An 18,516-nucleotide genomic window follows, 5' to 3' on the forward strand; every position below is an offset into this window, starting at 1 on the left:
GGCAGAGCTGATGTAATACGATGGCAGGCATTCGCTATCGGCAAAATGCGGTCATCAGGTGCCTACAGAAACAGGGGCTATTCAATCTTTATCCGTGTAGAGGTCAGCACTGTCGCTTGGGATTTTGTGAGAGTTTTTGAACCGTGATACTGCTCTAGAAGAGCTGCTGAGTTAAAGTCTTAGAATCCATCAGCCCGGCATATTACCCTAAGCCGTCACAAGGAAGAGGCTATGCAGATCCAGCACTTGGAGATCGCAAATTTCCGCAAGCTCCTGTCCGTTCGAATCGACCTGGCAAGCACCACCACCCTATTGGTCGGTGCCAACAACAGTGGTAAATCCTCCGCGATGTTGGCACTGCGTAAATTTCTGCTTTCGAAAGCGAGCGCTTTCCGCCTCCAGGATTTAACGCTTGCTCACCTCACGACCATTCATGCCATTGGTGTCGAGTGGGAAGAGGCTGGCGAAACGTTCGAGATACCAGAGGCAAACCAGTGGACGCATTGGCTACCGACTCTCGATCTATGGGTGGAAGCCTCGCAAGGAGAACTGCATTACATCAAGGATCTGATTCCCAATTTTGCCTGGAAAGGTGGCCGCGTCGGGATGCGTTTTCGTCTTGAGCCCAAGGACATGGCCAAACTTTTCACCGATTACCGAAAAGAGCGTAATCGCGTCAAAACACTGCTGCAGGAGATCTTGAACAAGACCGAGGAGGGAAAAACTCCACCCACCCTTTCACTTTGGCCGCAAAGCCTGCATGACTACTTTAACCGACGTTTGGGAGCGATGTTCACGATACGCTGGTATCGTCTCGATCCGGCGCAGCTCTGCGAACCAGATCCCAATACTCGTCACGCTAGCCCACAAGCACTGTCTGTGAACGCACGCCCGCTGGAGAGCAATCCACTGACCGATCTCATACGCGTTCACGAGATCAATGCGCAGCGCGGCTTTGGTGACAGCGCCGAGGAGTCCATCACTGAGGGACGAGGTGGTTCAGGGAAAAAGCTTACTGAGCAATTGCGTGCTTACTACAGTAGGCATCTGGATCCTGGTGACAGCCCTGACATTTCGGACTTGGAGGCGCTGACAGCCATTCAAGCTGCACAATCGGCTTTCGATTCCCGACTAACCTCCAGTTTCGCTCCCGCCCTTGAGGAGGTCGCCGGCCTAGGCTATCCGAATAATACTGACCCGGCGATCAGGGTAGAAACCCGCCTTTCCCCTACGGACGGCATGAACCATGAAGCTGCAGTGCTGTTCGAGTTGGATTCAGTAGTAGGTGCACCTGGTGCTCCTCCCATGCGCCTCCCCGAAACATCCAACGGCCTCGGTTATCAGAATCTGATCTCGATGATTTTCCAGCTGATGGCATTTCGGGATGAGTGGTTGAGGAAGTACAAAAATACCGAGGAACAGTCCGACGCAGGCGTTGAGCCGATCCACCTCGTGCTGGTTGAGGAGCCTGAAGCTCATCTCCATGTCCAAGTACAACAAGCCTTCATCAAGCACGCGTATCACGTCCTATGTAATGAGCCGCTTCTCAAGAAATACCCGAGGCTCAAAACACAGCTGGTGGTCAGCTCCCACTCCAGCCATGTTGCTCACGAGACGCATTATGCAAACCTTCGGTATTTCCGAAGGCTACCTGCAGGAATGGCCGGTGTACCCATCCCGGTGTCCACCGTCTCTAACTTGAGCACAGTGTTTGGTGACAAAAACCGTCATAAGCAAACCAAGGAGTTTGTGACTCGTTATCTGCGGGCGCAGCATGCCGATCTCTTCTTCGCTGACGCGGTTATATTGGTAGAAGGCGCTGCGGAGCGAATGATGATGCCGCATTTCCTACGCAGTCATTTTCCCTTCCTTGACCGTTGCTACATCACCATCCTGGATATCGGTGGCAGTCACGCGCATCGCCTCAGGCCGTTAGTCGATGCGCTGGGAATTGTGACGCTTGTGGTCACGGATTTGGACGCCGGATTTAAGAAATCAGCGGTACCCGTCAAGCGGAAGGCAAAACAAGAAACCAATAACCCCACCCTGCGCAGCTGGGTCACCGCCCTGGAAATTGGGCATGATGTCGACACGTTGCTGGATCTGGATGCGAAGCAAAAATCGCAGCAGATAGACGACTTGTTTGCGATCCGCATTGCGTATCAGACACCTATCAACGTCGTTCTGCCCAAAACGAAAGTTGAAGCCCTGGCGTTACCCAACACGTTTGAGGACAGTCTGGTGCTGAGCAATGTGCAGCACTTCGCCACGAAGCAAGGCAGAGGTATGACCAAGGCTTTCGCAAAAGCGCTGCGAGATTCTGCAACTGCAGACGACCTAGGTCAGGCTTTGTTCGACGCGCTCAGGTCAGGTGACAAGGCGGAGTTCGCGCTACAGGTGCTTGGTGACCCCGATTTCGCCAAGGTGGCTGTTCCGGAGTACATACGGGAAGGGCTCGTCTGGTTAGAGAAAAAACTCAAGAAGAAGAGCAAGGAGCTCCTGATTATTCCTACGGCCAGTGTCGAGGTGACGCCCGAATGAATGCCACACAGGATGTCGCCGTTGAAATGACGCCCACTGCGGATGACGTTATCCAAGAGTGCCTTAGCCTGGAGCAGCCGCGCAGTTTCTTCCTATACGCCGGTGCCGGCTCAGGTAAGACCCACTCCCTCGTCGTGGCGGTGAAATCGCTTAAAGAACGTGAACGTCAGCGCCTCACGTTTGAAAGTCGGCAAATCGCGATCATTACGTACACCAACGCAGCCTGTGAGGAGATCGCAAGTCGCCTTGAGCACGATCCGCTGGTTAAGGTTTCAACGATTCATGCTTTCTCTTGGAAGATGATCAAAGGCTTCAACGACGACATTCGTGAATGGTTACGTATCAAACTCGCGGGCGACATCGATGAATTGGATGACAAGCTCCGTCGGGCGAAAACAGTGAACAAGACGTCCCAGGCTAACCAGGCGAGCCGGGATAGCAAAGCTCGTCGTTTGGCATCCTTGGATGAAATTCCCGAATTTACCTACAGTCCGACGGGAGACAACGTAAGCAGGCAATCGCTGAATCACAGTGAAGTTATTCAGATGGCCGCAGAGTTTCTACCCCAGCCGCCTTTACTCGATGTTATGGCGGATCGGCACCCAGTGCTGCTCATCGATGAGAGCCAAGATACAAACGGCTCGCTCATGGATGCATTTCTGAAAGCTCAGGCAGCGATTCCTGAGAGATTTTGCTTAGGACTGCTCGGCGATACGATGCAGCGTATCTACAACGACGGGAAGCCAAGGCTTGATGAGGCGATACCGCCAGACTGGGCGAAGCCTGAGAAACGTATCAATCGTCGTTGCCCGATACGAGTGGTCGATTTAATCAACGATATCCGCGCGGGCGCCGATGATCATCAGCAGATACCAAAGTCGGGAGCTGCCCAGGGTGCCGTACGCATGTTCTGCACCCGGCAAGCGCCGGGTCAGGACTTCAGCCTGGAAGACCAGATCGCTAAGCAAATGGCACAGATCACGGGAGATGCTCAGTGGGCCACCGGCATGGGAGGCCGCAAGACGCTGATCCTGGAGCACAAGATGGCTGCCCGCCGCATGGGGTTTGAGGGCGTGTTCGCTCCACTCTATGCAGTTGCACATCTGAATACCGCGTTGATGGACGGTACGTTACCCATACTCAAGGTTTTCTTCGAAGGGGTAGCTCCAATCGCCGCAGCAGCCCTTTCGGATGATTTCACGCTCATAGAGGCGGTGCGGCTGCGCTCTCCTTTGCTTGATCCTAAGCATTTGGAGGCGGCTGGCAACAATCAATTCGAGCTCCTGGAATCTGTTGGAGTAGCGACTCAATCACTCTGCGAGATGTTGAAAAACAACGATCCCTTGGTTGAGGAGGTGGCTCAAATTCTCCTAAGTACGGGTTTGCTCGCGTTGCCTGATGGACTTGTTGAGGCGATGGCTCTAGGTGCCACTGCAGACCCTGCACCGGAAACGTCCGATCGTCGCGCACTTGAAATCCATGCCTATCGGGTTGTCCTAGGACGTCGTTACTCAGAGATGGCGGCCTTCGCAGGCTATGCAAACGGCCTTTCGCCCTACGGTACCCACCAGGGCGTCAAAGGCCTAGAGTTCCCCCGGGTGATGGTGATCCTGAACGACGAGGAAGCCCGCGGTTTCCTATTCAGCTATGAGAAATTGCTCGGTGTTACGCCGGCTTCGGCGACCGACATGAAGAATGAGAGCGAGGGTAAAGACACGTCGCTATCACGCACAAGAAGGCTACTCTATGTTACCTGCAGTCGTGCTGAGGAGAGTTTGGCAATCGTGGTCTATAGCTCTCAACCAGAGATTGCGAAAGATAGAGTCATTAAAGCAGGCTGGTTGACCGCTGAAGAGATCGTAGTGCTCTGAACCAGCTCATTGAATAACCCCTGTTTCTGTAGACACCTGATGACCGCTATTGGCCGATACCTGCCTGATACGGAAGTCTCAAACCGGCCAGAAGTTGCCATCAGTACAGGGCCATGGGGTCACCCATTCTTGGCATTAATCGATAGCTTTTGCTCAAAACCAATCAGCTCATGAACTTGGCTACTGTGCGGGTCATAGACCCATTCATGATCAAAAAGGTTGGTTAAACGTTGAGTCATAAAGCAATCGCCTACAACTAAGGAATAGAAGCGATTGCCATGAGTACGTTGCTGCTCAATTTGCTGACGTAGCTGCCCCGGCAAGCCAGCCATGATGAAGTCTGAAATCATCAGTAGATCAGCGTGCTCATAGGCCTCGCTCTGCATCACACTCAACGCATGATCCAATGCCGGTATAGCATCCGTACCGCCATGAAAGGACATGGCTAAAAACTTGATCAGTGCCTCCATGCCAAAGTCGTCGCCAAGATCCAGAGTGTCGATGCCGGTGGAAAAGTTAATCAAATAGCATGCTCGTTTCTGCTGCCTGGCCTTGCCTGCAATGAACAGCGCAACGGCTTTGGCAACCGTCTCAGGCATACCGCTCATAGAGCCGCTGGTGTCGACACAGATCACCATTGGCCCCTGTTTAGCCGCCTCTTCAACGCTCCGCAGCTCTTCTTTTTGGTGATGTTGCTGCACGTGCTTAATGCCCTGCATGTCAAAACACATCAGGCGTGATTCGACGTACTTGAGGTCGAAAAGAAGGGACGTTTCGGGGTCAGCCAGTAGTGCCAACTCGCCGGGCAGAACATGCTCGATATCACGCCCCAAGCGAATGCCGATGATCTCTTCCCGCGAATTGATATCTGGTAACTCAAAGTCTTGCGTATAGCGCACCTGGGCTCGCTCAATGCGCTCTGATAACTCCAATTGGCGTAGCTTGCCTAGCAAGTCACATAGTGACCGAACACCTGGATCATTGGCCAAGTATGTGGCCCAACGCTCAAAGCGCTTGATCTCTTTTGCAGACAAACTACCTTGGGAGAGGTCAAGAAAAATACTTGGGTCCAACCCCAGCAAATTCAACTGCTGGTAAAGCTGTTGCAGTAACCGCAGAAATGCTTCGAGCTCTTCCATGAACTGCCGGCGCAGCATGAATATACGCTCAAGCTCCCACTCTGCCCGTGCCTTATCCAGCGCCTTTTGCCATTCATCTCGCAAAAGGCGAGCACTCACAGTGCTATCGGCTTGACGTTTTTTCTCAACTTTTTCAGGGGCCGTCGCCGCTGCCAACTCACGCTGCCAAAAAGATTGATTGTTCGGCAATTTGGCTACACGGCATAGCGCAACATACTCCGCAACAGCTGCTGCCAGTTCTGCACTCGAAACAGGGGGAAACTGGTTCCGGATTTGCCAGTCCGATAGCTGTTGCTCATATAACGCGAAAGGAAAATCTGCTTTCAGCTCAGCGGCCGAGGCCGATTGCCATAGCCGAATGCTCTCTGCTACGTGGCCTGCGACCGAATCAGAGCCCCTTAGTAATGACGAAAATATGTGCTGAACGTTATCACCAACATCTTTAGCAGCGCTGGACAGTGGATCTATCGGCATAGCTCTTCCAGCCGCTCGCAGTCCTTGATGCGAAGCTGTAAGTCCTCGATTTGTTTCGCTATACCAAAGACTGCTAGATTGACTTTATCGGCCGGCACAAATGGAGAAGCGAGTCTTGACTTGTAGCCTTTAAATTTAGCCTCAACCTGCTTGAGTGTACCTTGCAATATCTCTCTCATCTCCATAACTGACTGCGAGAGCGAAGAAACAAGGCGTGAATTTATATCTTTCTTTTTATCGCCTTTGTGGAACAAAACAGAAGGCGTAATATTGATTTTCTTGTACTTGATGCCACCACTTTTATATTCAAGCCGACAAGTGCCCTGTCCATCAAACTTGCAGTATATCTCCTCCTCTTCATTTCCTTTTACGTCTACTGGATGAAAGGCGTCAGTCGACTTTAATTTGTCGCTATGAATGTATATCTCAAACTCCTCCTGGTGCCGATAATAGTTATCCTCAGGAAGGAAGCTGACTTTTTTCTGGAAGAACTCATTGCCATTAACAGTAACTGTCTTGTAAACATTTTCCGAATGATAAAGCTCAGTGTGAATTTCCTTATCGAGTTTATCTTTTCGCCTATCCGCTTCAGCGAGATCGATCCCACTATCAATCCCCGAAGACTTCACAGCATCCGCAACGATATCCCAGACGGCCTGACGATTCTCTTCATGCGTCCATAGGCAATGCTGCAGCAGTAAGGCGTCACTATGGTTGGTTTCCTTACGGTCATTAAAGAAGGCTGCCGCCTTCATGAGCATCGCCGCGCGCTGCCAGCGTCGGTCGGAGACATAAACCTTGAGCGTTTCGTATTGCTCCTCCAGCTGTTCGCGGATCAAGTGAATGATGGTTAGCGTCTCAGCAGACAGCTTGACCTTATGCGATCGCGCCATCCATTCAGCCCATTCGCTGGACTTCACCTGCAGAGCCGAGGGGATATCGATTTCGGCTTCGGTCGGTTTGCTATTAAGTAGCTGATCGAAATGCTGGGCTTCACGAATGGGCCCCACCATCAGCCTCACAATAAAGCGGTCGTACAAGGCTTCCAGACCTTGATTGGCATCTGGTGTTTCGTTGGATGCAGCAATCAGAGCCTTGAGTGGGGCTTTTTCAATGGCTTCACCATTCCGGAACACATGCTCGTTAATCAACGTCAACAAGGTATTCAAAATGGCGGGGCTGGATTTCCAGATTTCATCGAGGAAGGCGAACTCGGCCTTAGGTAGGTAATTATCTGTCTTACGAATGTAGTGATCTTCTTTTAGCGCCTTGATGGAGACAGGGCCAAACACCTCTTCAGGTGTGCTGAAGCGGTTCAGCAGGTACTCGAAATAGGTCGGCTGCTCAAAGGCGCAGGCTATACGGCGAGAAATCAAACTCTTGGCCGTGCCCGGCGGCCCGTACAAAAAAGTATTCTGCCCGCAGAGCGCTCCCAACAGAGATACCGCAATGATCTCTTCACGCTCAAACATGCCCTCGCTTACGCTGGCGACCAAATCCCCGATACGCTTTTGCAAACCCACACTCAACTCCTTGAATCCATTCGGCTGTTGACGTCGAGACTATCGAGATTAATCGCGAATGGCCACTTCCTGACTGGCTTTCTCCTCCAAAATTTGCGTCGGAGACCGAACCAATGCCCGTTTTTGGCCCAGTGACGTCTATTGCGAGCGGCTGAGTTCGGCTAGAAGCGGTCGTGGGTGGCCGCAAAATTCCAGGCGCGAGAAGATGATCTGCTTCAAAGCGCCAGAGGTTCAACACGTGTCACTGCCACCTTCAGTTCGTACTCATAAAGCTGAATGTTTGGAATTGAGCACGCTGCCAGCTTGAGGTCCTCGCTAATGTTTCTGCAGATAATGAATCCTCTCACGGATTGATTTGGCTCGGCCAGTTCACGGGTCACCCAGTTCATATAACGAAGGGTCTGACCAATCACGCGATCATATCCTTTGCTCACTTTGAGCTCACAAACTACGAACCCGCCGTTACGGTCAACTGCCAAGATATCGATCCTACGACCACCAGCGTCGTACTCAAGGCCGCGAAGTCCATCTTCATCCACGTATAGGCTGAGCCCCGGTTCTATAATCGAGAGATTCTCGGCTAGATAACGTTGCAAATCGCGCTCGAGCAGAAATTCGCTGCTTCCGGGATCTGTCGCGGGGTCAGCTTCAAATTCTTCATCACCACAATCTTGGTGATGCTCCATCTGCCGGGCTGTGTCACCTGCAATCAGCTCCTGGATTGGGGCAGGGTCCTGGCCCGGCACATAGAGCCGAAACTCCTGACTCGCGACCCGAAACAGCAGGTCATCCGTACTGTTGGTTGACGGGTGATGTAATCGGCTGGGGTCGTTAGTTGAAGCTTGTACCAAGTGGGCTTTAATGCTTCCTGCTTTTAGCTTTGGGTAATTCTGAGCGAACCAAGCAACGGCCCTTTCACCAGTGAATACAACTCCTGGCTGTAAATTGAAATCTTTGAGCATGTCCTTGAGCAGTTCGCGAGTAGTTTTATCGTAAATCCTACGGCCCATTGGTTTGTCTCCATCCGTGCGTGAGTATACATCTTGCGCTGTTTGGGTAGATCACTACCAGCACTTATGTCTGTTGCTTCTCGATGCGCTGATTGCACCCGGCGCTTAGCCAGTCTTCTTGAGTTGCCCATATCTTCGTCGACGCTTTCAAGACTGTAGGCAGTTGGTCCTGTTGCCCTCAAGCCACAATTAGGGAGAGTAAAAAGGTAACAAATTTATATACAGGATATGCCGTCCGCTCCTGGCCGATATCGGCCTGGCGCAATTTCTTCTGGACTATAAGCGACCAGCAAAAAGGTGCGACTATCCCGGTGCAACTGCAGCACTCCTCGAAAAGGTGCGACTAAATTTTCCTGACCTTGGGAATAAGGTGCGACTTTCTGCTCAGCCACCACCAAATGCAGAAAAAGGTGCGACTAATATTCCCGGCGCTCATGAAAAAGGTGCGACAAAGGCGTACCAACCGCAGCATATCGTCAGAAAGGTGCGACTAAACCTTCTTCGTCCAGAAAAAAGGTGCGACCTGAGTCTGGGCTTGGGCTTTCTGGCAAAAAAAGGTGCGAGTAAACAACTTACACGGGCGGGTACTCGCAAAAAGGTGCGACTAGACATCTGCCACTGTCCGACCATGACTCAAACAAGAGCTAAGTCCTCATGGCGTCTGCACTCGACGCTGCTTTCAGACCGGAATCGGACCTCGATGCTTCCCACTCAAAGTGGTTACTGAACAGACGTATTTGTCGGGCAGATCAGGCCAGCGCCTTTGTTTTTCACATTCCCTACGTCCTTGCCAACCTCATACCACTCAAACGACTCCACCGGTTCTGCGTGGCGCCTTGCAAGGTCTTCAGCTCGTTCAGGTGCCAAGCCAGCCTCTAACCACTCCCGAGCAATCTCCGGCGGTAGCACGACAGGCATACGATCGTGAATGTCGACCATGCCTTGGTCGCTGGCGCTCGTAACAATGGCAAAGCCGGCGCTGTCACTCAGTTCCTCATCGGCGCCGCGTGGGAAGTGTCCGATCGCAGCGTAATACATGGGTTCGTCGGTTTTTAGCTTGATGTAGTAAGGCTGTTTGCGTTTCGCATCATCGAGATCTTTTACCCACTCGTACCAACCGTCCGCTGGCACCAGGCAGCGACCGTGCTTCCATACGCTTGACCAGTATCGGCTGGTCACAGCGGTTTCCAGTCTCGCATTTATGGCCGGGGGGCGTTTGCCTTTGGCACGGGCCCAGTGCGGAGCGTAGCCCCAAGGTACTGCGCTCACTCTCAAGCCATCTTCATCCCAATGCAGAAGCTGAACCCGGGTGGTGGGGGCAACGTTGTACCGGTCAATGGGCTCGTCGTTCGGCTCAAAAGCGAGCGGCGCTTGCCAGTTCAGCTTCTCTAGGTAGCGCACTTCCGATTGATATTGTGTGAAGCGTCCGCACATGGCTGATCCGCCTATCTGGTATTTGCATTTTTCTTTGACCCCGAACTCACAATTTTGTTTACTGGTTGTATGTACAGTATTTATCGAGATTAATTGATATGGACACGGTGACGATTTTGGGCACGCTGTGCAGCTCCGACATTGAGCTGCCCTTTTTTTCCTCTAAGGTTTCCGCTGGTTTCCCGTCGCCGGCCCAGGATCACATGGAGCAGACGCTTTCGCTGGATGAGCTGCTTGATATCGACGCGCCTCACACGTACCTCGTGCGCGCAGATGGCGAAAGCATGACGGGAGCGGGAATTCTGGACGGGGATGTACTGGTGGTCAGCCGTGCATTGACAGGCAGGCATGGTGATGTGGTTATCGCTGCGATCAATGGAGAAACCTTCGTGAAGCGGTTGGTTGTGCGGGGAGAGGAGGTGGTGTTGCAGTCTGAGCATCCCAACTACCCACCTCGATACATACTCGAAGGAGACGATTTCATGATCTGGGGCGTGGTGACAGACAGTATCCGCAGGCACCGATGCCATGGCTGAACCCGTTTTTGCGCTGATCGACTGCAATAGCTTTTACGCCTCGTGCGAGAGAGTATTTCGCCCCGACCTGAATCGGGTGCCGATTGTGGTCCTTAGCAACAATGATGGTTGTGTGATCGCCAGAAGTGCCGACGCCAAAGCGTTTGTGAAGATGGGCGAACCCTACCATCAGATACGCGGGACGCTTCAACGCAATGGCGTCCTGGCGTTCAGCTCGAATTACGCCCTATACGGTGACATCAGCGAGCGGGTGATGACTGTGATAGAAAGTATGGTGCCCGCCCTGGAGGTGTACTCGATCGATGAAGCTTTCGCGGATATGACCGGGATTGACGATCGCGACAGGCTCGGGCGACGTATCCGTGCACAGGTACTCAAATTAACGGGTATTCCTACCTGTGTGGGAATCGCTCAGACCAAAACATTAGCCAAGCTTGCGAACCACGCCGCAAAGCGTTGGCAAAAGCATTACGGCGGCGTGATGGATATTTGCGACCCCGAGCGCCGAGACAAAGTATTGAAAGCGCTGCCAGTCAATGAAGTGTGGGGTGTGGGCCGACGGATGAACGAACACCTCACCGTCATGGGCATAAAAACCGCATGGGACCTGGCACAAGCTGACGCCTGGACGCTACGCAAGCAGTTCTCGGTTGTAGTTGAGAAAACGGCCCGTGAACTACGCGGTATTTCCTGTCTGGCTTTGGAGGAGGCGGCGCCGCCGAAGCAGGAAATTTGCAGTAGCCGCGCTTTCGGTGAGCGCTTATATGAAATCGAGCCTATCAGGGAAGCAGTTGCGACTTACGCCGCTCGCGCATGCGAAAAGCTAAGAGCTCAGGGCTCGCTGTGTAAACGCATTCGGGTAGCGATCCGGACCGGCATGTTCAACCCTGACGAAGCGAAGTTCGCAAAGGGTATCGTATGTGAGTTGCCGTACCCCTCAGACGATACCCGTTTGATCATCCGCGCTGCGCTGCAGGGATTGGAGGCGATATTCCGCCTTGGTCACGCATACGCAAAGGCAGAGGTCATGCTTCTGGACCTCCGACAGCAGGGTGAGTTTACCGACGATTTATTCGCAGAGCTTCAGCCCGCCGCGGCTGAAAAAGTCATGAGCGTATTGGATGAGATAAATGGCCGGTGGGGTAGGGGTACGCTACGTCCCGCTCGGGTGCCGATTGCGCCTGGCTGGGGAATGAAACGAGAGCTAAAAAGCCCGAGCTATACGACCAGATGGGGTCAGATTTGGAGTGCGCGGTGTAGGTGAGCTGGTCGGTTTGGATTGCCGGCTAGCGGCCAAAAGTGGCCGTTAAAGACTCTATACAAAAACTGGACAGCTCACTTGATGTCTATTAGAGATCTATTGCCGTAGTATCCATGACGTATAAATCACACTCAGGGAAGCGTATGACCACCGCATTAGAAAGGACAGCTAAGCTCCAAATATTCATAGATTGGGTCAAAGAACACATTAAGGGCGACGAGAAAGGGGAGGCACAGGTATTCCTCGACCGTTTTTTCCAAGCTTTTGGCTGGTTGGGTTTGAAAGAGGCTGGTGCCGACTGCGAGGAGCGGGTCAAGAATACAACTGGTGGCACATCCTTTGCCGATTTGGTCTGGAAGCCCGTTGTGGTCATCGAGATGAAGAAGCGAGGCACCGATCTTAGCAAGCATTACAGTCAGGCATTCACATACTGGACCCGTTTAGTGCCCAACCGGCCACGTTATGCCGTCTTATGCAACTTTGACGAGTTCTGGATTTATGACTTCGAGACTCAACTCGACACGCCAGTTGACACGATAAAACTATCAGTGTTGCCTGAAAAATATGGCCCTCTGAACTTCATGTTTCCTGGAGACGTTGTGCCGGTTTTCGGTAACCACCAGGAAACTGTCACGCGCCAGGCTGCAGACAAGTTGGCAGCATGCTTCAACTCGATGATAGCCCGAGGCGTTGATAAGCCACTAGCCCAGCGTTTTACATTACAAATGCTCATGGCGTTGTTCTCCGAAGACATCGGCCTGCTGGAAAAATACCTGGTTACACGAGTTCTTGAAGAATGTAAGAGTCCACAAGATGCTCACGACTTGCTAGGCGGACTATTCCAAGCCATGAATGCTAAGGGCGGAGTTAACGGTGGCCGCTTCAAAGGCGTACCTTATTTTAACGGAGGCTTATTTGCAGAACCAGCCTACGTTGAGCTCGCCCATGATGAACTGGTACTTCTTAAAGAAGCTGCTCAGTTCGACTGGTCTAAAGTCCGTCCCGAAATATTTGGGACCATTTTTGAACACTCTTTGGGTAAAGAACAAAGACATGCCTCAGGCGCGCACTTCACAAGCGCAGTGGACATCATGAAAGTTATCGGCCCAACCATTGTCACTCCCTGGACTGAACTTATCGACTCGACCACTACTCTCAGTGGTCTACAAAAGATCTTAGCGCGTATTGAACACTTCACGGTCTTGGATCCGGCGTGTGGTAGTGGGAATTTCCTGTACGTCGCTTACAGAGAGCTCAAGAGACTAGAGGCTCGCATTTACGAGCGTATGGCAGCGGAGTTTAAAAGCGTTGATCCTCAGCAGCGCCCGTTTGGGTTCCTGTCGACCCGGAACTTTTACGGAATGGACATTAACCCCTTCGCGGTAGATATTGCAAAAGTAACAATGATGCTCGCGCAAAAGTTGAGTATTGATGAGCTTCACATCAACGAAGCTGCACTACCGTTAGATAACTTAGATAATAATTTTCGAGCGGGAGATGCCCTTATTAATCCAGACGGCTCGCGAGCGCTTTGGTTTAAGACAGATGTAATCGTAGGTAATCCCCCGTTCTTGGGGGCTAAGCTCTTAAAGCCAGTATATGGTGCGGAATACATCAACATGGTCCGACGCGCCTATCCCGAAGTCCCGGGTATGGCAGACTTCTGCATATATTGGTTCCGGCGGGCTCATGATGAGCTGCAGGAGTGCACAACAAATAATACCGTTGCTGGTCGCGCAGGCCTTGTAGGCACACAGAACATTCGAAACAACGCATCACGTGCTGGTGGTCTTGATCACATTACTGCATCAGGAACTATCATTGATGCGGTCGAAAACCAGCCTTGGTCAGGAGAGGCCAATGTACACGTGTCGATTGCTAACTGGGTAAAAACTCAGGAGAAATCAATCCTCCCAAAGGATCGGCGTCTCTGGTTTGTGATTAAGCCATCCGCTGCAAAAAAGCGCAGACTTCGTGGAACGGGATCTGCAGCCAAGCTGTACGAGCTTGATATGCGAGACGTAGCTCACATCAGCTCGTCGCTATCGGATCAAGTAGACGTGACAAGCGCAGAACAGCTCTCAATCAACAAAGGATTTTGCTACACCGGGCAATACCCTAGATACAACGATGGTTTTGTTCTTCTGCTCGCCGAAGGTGTGGCGATGAAGTCCGCTGCAGTTAAAAACTCGGACATTATCCACCTGTTCGCAGGAGGAGATGAGTTGCTTGAGAATGGGAAACCGGAGCGATACGTAATCGACTTCCAGACCCGGTCCATTCTTGAAGCGCAGGCGTATACGCAGCCTTACAATTATGTGAGGGCAAAGGTGCTCCCTTATGTTCAGGAACTAGCAGACAAAGAAAGAGAAAGAACGAAAAAAGATAGGGGGCAAGACCAGGGATGGTTGAACACATGGTGGCGGCACTTTCGGGACCGCCCTGAACTTGTGCGAAAAATAGGAAGCATACCTCGATATTTAGCATGCTCTCGAGTGACCAAACGGCCGATATTTATGTTCTTATCATCAAAGATTAGGCCAAGCGATGCCTTGTCATGTTTTCCTTTAGATGATGATTATAGTTTCGGAATATTACAGTCGCAAGCCCACTATACGTGGTTCCATGCGAAATGCTCGAATATGAAATCAGATCCGCGCTACACCTCGAATTCTATATTTGGCACATTCCCTTGGCCTCAGACGCCAAGTAGTAAGCAAATTTATGAGGTCGCTGCCGCGGCGCGGGTCCTGCAAGAAGTCCGATCCAATTCTGCAAAAGAGGGCATAGGTTTAAGAGCTCTCTACCGCACCTTAGACCTTGCCGGTAAAAACCCTCTGAAAGAGGCACATGCTTGGTTGGACATCGTAGTGCTCAAGGCTTACGGCTTCTCTAACAAAAAAGACCTTCGGCAACAGCTACTTGATTTGAACTTTCAGGTTGCCAATAACATAGCTGAAGGTCTTCCAGTAACTTGCCCAGGTATTCCCGCTAGTTATCCGAGCCCAAACGAGCTGGTGTCAGCTGATTGTTTTCTGTAATTGGAGTAGTTTTTCGTTAAACACCTTCGAGGAAAAAAACAGCCCACTAATATAGGTCCACTAGGGGGGCTGGATCGCCCCTCGGGGTCGGTAGAAAGTCGATGACCACAAATGGCCGCCACCTCCCCGTCGGGTAGCGGCGGGTTAGCTCCGAATGAAAGCCCGGCCTCTCTGATTAAGGCTGCAATGTAGCTAATTGGGTGAGTATGAAGTATTTGTATAGCCAGTTTTTGGTTGGGAGAGCAGGGGGGGCAATTGCAATATTGGATTGAGCTTCAGACACTTTACACCCACTCAAGGTACTTGGAACTTTATCAGCTCCGGTCGGGAAATATTGAACGAATGATCGGAATAGTATTGGCTATGACATCCTCTGTGAGCATCGGTGGCTGGGCGATCTGGAGGGAATACGCGTTTACATGGGCTGTTTTAATCATAGCCAGCCAAGTCGTGTCGGTCATTTACAAATTTCTGCCTTTTAAATCTCGAATAAAGCCGCTGAGCTCTGTCGGTAGCGAGCTTTCTGTGCTCGTGGATGGTGCTGAGCACCAATCGTTAGAAGTGGCTTTCGGCATGATGCCAGAGCAAGAAATAAATGATTTGCGCTTCTCTATTCGAGCCAAAAAAACTGCAATCATGAAATCGGCATTTTCCGGTATGGCACTCCCGGAGAACACTCAGCTGATGAGAAAGGCTGAGCAACGAATGAGTGCTTATTTCAAGAGTCATTATCCGGAGCTAAATCATGACTGACAAAACCCCTCCCCCAAAAACTCCTCCGCATGGTCGTCCAATCCAAACAAATGATCGAGGTCTACCACCTGTTCAAAATAGTTTGCCGATGCCTAAAGTTGTTCCTCCTAGAAAGGGCTAACACGGAACTCCGGAATCAATAGCAAAGGCGTACCCTCGAGCGACTAGATCATGCAGGTTAATAGGAACGGCCAATATTCAGTATGACCCTAGGTCATGGCAGGAGACGGATTTGTTTATATGACTGAGTGAAAATCTGCTTTTCGCCGGGAGACACCTGTCGCGATCGGCTGAAATCGGCCAGAGGCGGACCTCTACAGCTTGTGAGAGAATCGGAGTCAGGTTACCGACGCTAGAGCAGACTCTCTTTTATGGAATTAAATCGCCCAACTCCCTATGACATCGCATGTCATTTCTGCGTCAGCACCATTAGCGGCGCAACCATTCCCGCTACTCGCCTGAGCAATATCCTCGAAAGAATATTTCGCGGGCAGCCCCTCACCTTATTGTCGCTGAACTATTTGCGGCAGCAGAACCTCAATGAGCTTTATCAACTGGCGACTGGTCAGATCACCTATGAAGCCTTCATTGCAGCTTTGGATCCGGTCTTAGTAGCTCGTGAGCAGGCTGCCAAAGCGGAAAACCAAACTCGGACGGCGGAGCGTTTAGCCCAAGAACGCGCGTGGCATATTGATGCCCAACGTGAGATCGAAGCCGCAAAGGTTGCTCGCAATGAACGCGCTGCAGCGCAGAAGGCTCAGTCCGATCATGAGCGCAAGGCTGCTGATGCAGCTCGCATCGCCTATGAATCTGCATGGGCAGTGCAATGCAACCATAATCGTGAAGCGGCGGCCGCGACGTACCGAACTCGTATGCGCGAACCCAATTACACGCCCCCGACGCCGCGAGACATTGCCCGTCACTTCCGAGTGGACCACCCTACGGCGATTATTTCGCCGTTTAGCAATGTTCTGGAAGCACTCTATCAAGGGCGTCCGCTTGCAGCAGCCTATCTCAACTATCTCAAGATCAAAGGGTTTACCCGGCTGTATGAACTGGCCATTGGCCAAGCCACCTACGAATCCTATATTTCAGAGATCGATGCAGCTGAGGTCGCACGGATGGTTGCAGAAGCAGCTCGCCTTAAACAGACCGAAGCAGAAATACTGCGGCGCGAGGCTGCCGAGGTCGCCCGCATTGCCCGCGAAAGCGATCCGGCATACATCCTGCGCAGGAAATACGGTATTTTCACCATTGCTCAGTCTTCATTGCCACGGATGATGGCCATCCTCCAGAACATCGACTCCGGTAACCGACTGGCTGATGAAGACTTCGTTTGGCTTAACACTGAGGTCCGAGAGCATTTCACTGAGGAGCTGCGGAAGACATACCACCTGCGCGAAGCTGAATTCTGCGGTAATGAGTACCGCCGCACCCTGGACCCGTGGAAAGCCATCAACGCCAGTGGCCACTTTCGAAAGTGCGACCAGCCAGAGTCGGCACTCGAACTACTCGCCAGCGTACCGAGCAACCGCTTCAAACACCCCAAAATCCACTCAGCTATGTGCACCACCCGCGGCGGAGTCATGCGCGACTTAGGCCGACGTAACGAAGCTCTTCAGTTCGGTAAACAGGGGCATGAGTTACAGCCCCGTAACTTCCGTCCATGCACTCTGCTAGGCGCTGTATACGTAGAGCTAGGCAACTTTGTAGATGGGCATGGCTGGTACGCAAAGGCAGAGGAGCGCGGTGCTAGCACACAGAGCATCGACACCGAACTACGAGGCATCTTCCTTCGGGCTGATAAGTCCAGGCGCGAGACTATGAGAGCCGCCTTATTGGCAAAAGATCCGATCCGCTACCGCTGGGTGAAGAACAAAAAGTATGGTAGTGATTCGTAGTTGATATTTCCAAAATTCAAATCAGAAGCGGATATTCATGGAAGAGATAACACTGGTTGAGATGTATCGTGAAGCGTTGGTGGATATAGAGCCACGGTTTTTGACGATAGGTGACAAGGAAGGGTTGTCGGGACTGTTTCTTCCTAGCATGCCTCAGGGTTATGCGACAGCCAAAAACAAGGTGATGGTGGTAGGTCGTGAGACGCGGACGTGGAAAGTAAGCTTGCCAACAGACGATCAAAGCTTCTTCCACGGCTATGTTGACGCTGCAATGGATACCCATCGGAAGCATTTACTCGGCGAGTGGGGAAAAACCAATAGCCGCGGTCGGTCATTTTTTAATTTTGTTCGCGATGTAAAACCAAGACAGGGCTGGAAGGACTTATTTATTCCAATTTACTGTGTTACTCGTGGAAAAGAAAAAGTCCTCTTAACTGCACTGATCTGAAGGTCATCACACTCTATTCAGAGCGTTTGCTTAAGGCGCAAATCAGGTTTTTTCAGCCAGATATCATCGTTTTCGCAAACGGTATCGCTTCGGCTGCCGTAAGGAGGAGTTTTTTTCCAGTCAAAGGTAATAATAATGTCAGTTTCAATGGTCGAGACTATTCCAACCTGGGTGTTAGAAAGCACCACCTGTGGTCATTCGATTTGGAGGCCGGACTTGATCGGCGTATTCTGTGCTATCGAATCCATCATCCCTCGGCACGCGCACCTGAGGCGGTCCAAGCACGTAAATTTTTGCTGGACTTGTTGCCCGACCAGGGCTAACGCAGTAAAGCCCGCAAACTTCAGCTCAATTCTGTCTGAAAGCGCGACATGAGCTGTCGCTGTGCATCTCTTGGACTTACCCCCGATACGCATGCCCCCCAGCCTCAAATGTAAGCCCTTTCAAATTCCTCCGGGCTGACCTCCCAGGTCTGATTGATCTCAGGCAAAGTAGGGTTAGATAAAAATTAATCCCTGTTTACGGTGCAATATTTACTAAATCCTAACCATTTCGATAACCGCCCTTGAGCGTCCAAGTCTGGG

Annotated in this window: 12 protein-coding genes; 8 read left to right on the top strand and 4 right to left on the bottom strand. The window is 51.6% G+C overall.

Going from position 1 to position 18,516, the window contains the following annotated elements:
- Positions 1-231: 231 nt before the first annotated feature.
- A complete protein-coding gene (locus BLU26_RS02135; protein WP_092283411.1) occupies positions 232-2,541 on the top strand; it encodes an AAA family ATPase in 2,310 nt (769 codons plus the stop codon).
- Positions 2,538-4,412 carry a UvrD-helicase domain-containing protein gene (locus tag BLU26_RS02140; protein WP_172830631.1) on the top strand — a complete coding sequence of 625 codons (1,875 nt, stop codon included), beginning with the start codon at positions 2,538-2,540 and terminating at the stop codon, positions 4,410-4,412. The genes BLU26_RS02135 and BLU26_RS02140 overlap by 4 nt, the downstream gene beginning before the upstream one ends.
- Positions 4,413-4,531: 119 nt before the next feature.
- Here BLU26_RS02140 and BLU26_RS02145 read toward each other — a convergent pair whose 3' ends face one another.
- The 4 genes from BLU26_RS02145 to BLU26_RS02160 form a co-directional block, all read right to left on the bottom strand.
- Entirely contained in the window at positions 4,532-6,025 is a 1,494-nt protein-coding gene (locus tag BLU26_RS02145) for a VWA domain-containing protein (RefSeq protein WP_092283413.1), read from the bottom strand.
- The gene (locus BLU26_RS02150) at positions 6,016-7,548 is read right to left on the bottom strand and encodes an AAA family ATPase (protein WP_092283415.1); all 1,533 of its coding nucleotides are present in this window, start codon (positions 7,546-7,548) and stop codon (positions 6,016-6,018) included. Before BLU26_RS02150 ends, BLU26_RS02145 begins: the two co-directional genes overlap by 10 nt.
- Before the next feature lie 215 nt (positions 7,549-7,763).
- The gene (locus tag BLU26_RS02155) at positions 7,764-8,558 is read right to left on the bottom strand and encodes an endonuclease NucS domain-containing protein (protein WP_092283417.1); all 795 of its coding nucleotides are present in this window, start codon (positions 8,556-8,558) and stop codon (positions 7,764-7,766) included.
- 720 nt (positions 8,559-9,278) lie between these two features.
- Positions 9,279-9,992, bottom strand: coding sequence for an SOS response-associated peptidase family protein (locus BLU26_RS02160; protein WP_092283419.1), 714 nt, complete (start codon positions 9,990-9,992; stop codon positions 9,279-9,281).
- Positions 9,993-10,090: 98 nt separating this feature from the next.
- Between BLU26_RS02160 and BLU26_RS02165 the strand changes: the two genes are divergently transcribed.
- The 6 genes from BLU26_RS02165 (at position 10,091) to BLU26_RS02190 (ending at position 17,932) form a co-directional block, all read left to right on the top strand.
- Positions 10,091-10,528, top strand: a complete 438-nt coding sequence (locus tag BLU26_RS02165; RefSeq protein ID WP_092283421.1) for a LexA family protein — start codon at positions 10,091-10,093, stop codon at positions 10,526-10,528.
- Positions 10,521-11,792: a translesion error-prone DNA polymerase V subunit UmuC gene (gene umuC / locus BLU26_RS02170; protein ID WP_092283423.1), complete on the top strand. Its 1,272-nt coding sequence runs from the start codon at positions 10,521-10,523 to the stop codon at positions 11,790-11,792. The genes BLU26_RS02165 and umuC overlap by 8 nt, the downstream gene beginning before the upstream one ends.
- Positions 11,793-11,932: 140 nt before the next feature.
- Entirely contained in the window at positions 11,933-14,830 is a 2,898-nt protein-coding gene (locus BLU26_RS02175) for a DNA methyltransferase (RefSeq protein WP_092283425.1), read from the top strand.
- Positions 14,831-15,187: 357 nt separating this feature from the next.
- The gene (locus BLU26_RS02180) at positions 15,188-15,583 is read left to right on the top strand and encodes a hypothetical protein (RefSeq protein WP_231701992.1); all 396 of its coding nucleotides are present in this window, start codon (positions 15,188-15,190) and stop codon (positions 15,581-15,583) included.
- A 371-nt stretch (positions 15,584-15,954) separates the two neighbouring features.
- Entirely contained in the window at positions 15,955-17,484 is a 1,530-nt protein-coding gene (locus BLU26_RS02185) for a hypothetical protein (RefSeq protein ID WP_092283429.1), read from the top strand.
- A 37-nt stretch (positions 17,485-17,521) separates the two neighbouring features.
- The gene (locus tag BLU26_RS02190; protein ID WP_092283431.1) at positions 17,522-17,932 is read left to right on the top strand and encodes a hypothetical protein; all 411 of its coding nucleotides are present in this window, start codon (positions 17,522-17,524) and stop codon (positions 17,930-17,932) included.
- The last annotated feature ends 584 nt before the right edge of the window (positions 17,933-18,516 follow it).

It is taken from the genome of Halopseudomonas sabulinigri, assembly GCF_900105255.1.
Classification (GTDB): domain Bacteria; phylum Pseudomonadota; class Gammaproteobacteria; order Pseudomonadales; family Pseudomonadaceae; genus Halopseudomonas; species Halopseudomonas sabulinigri.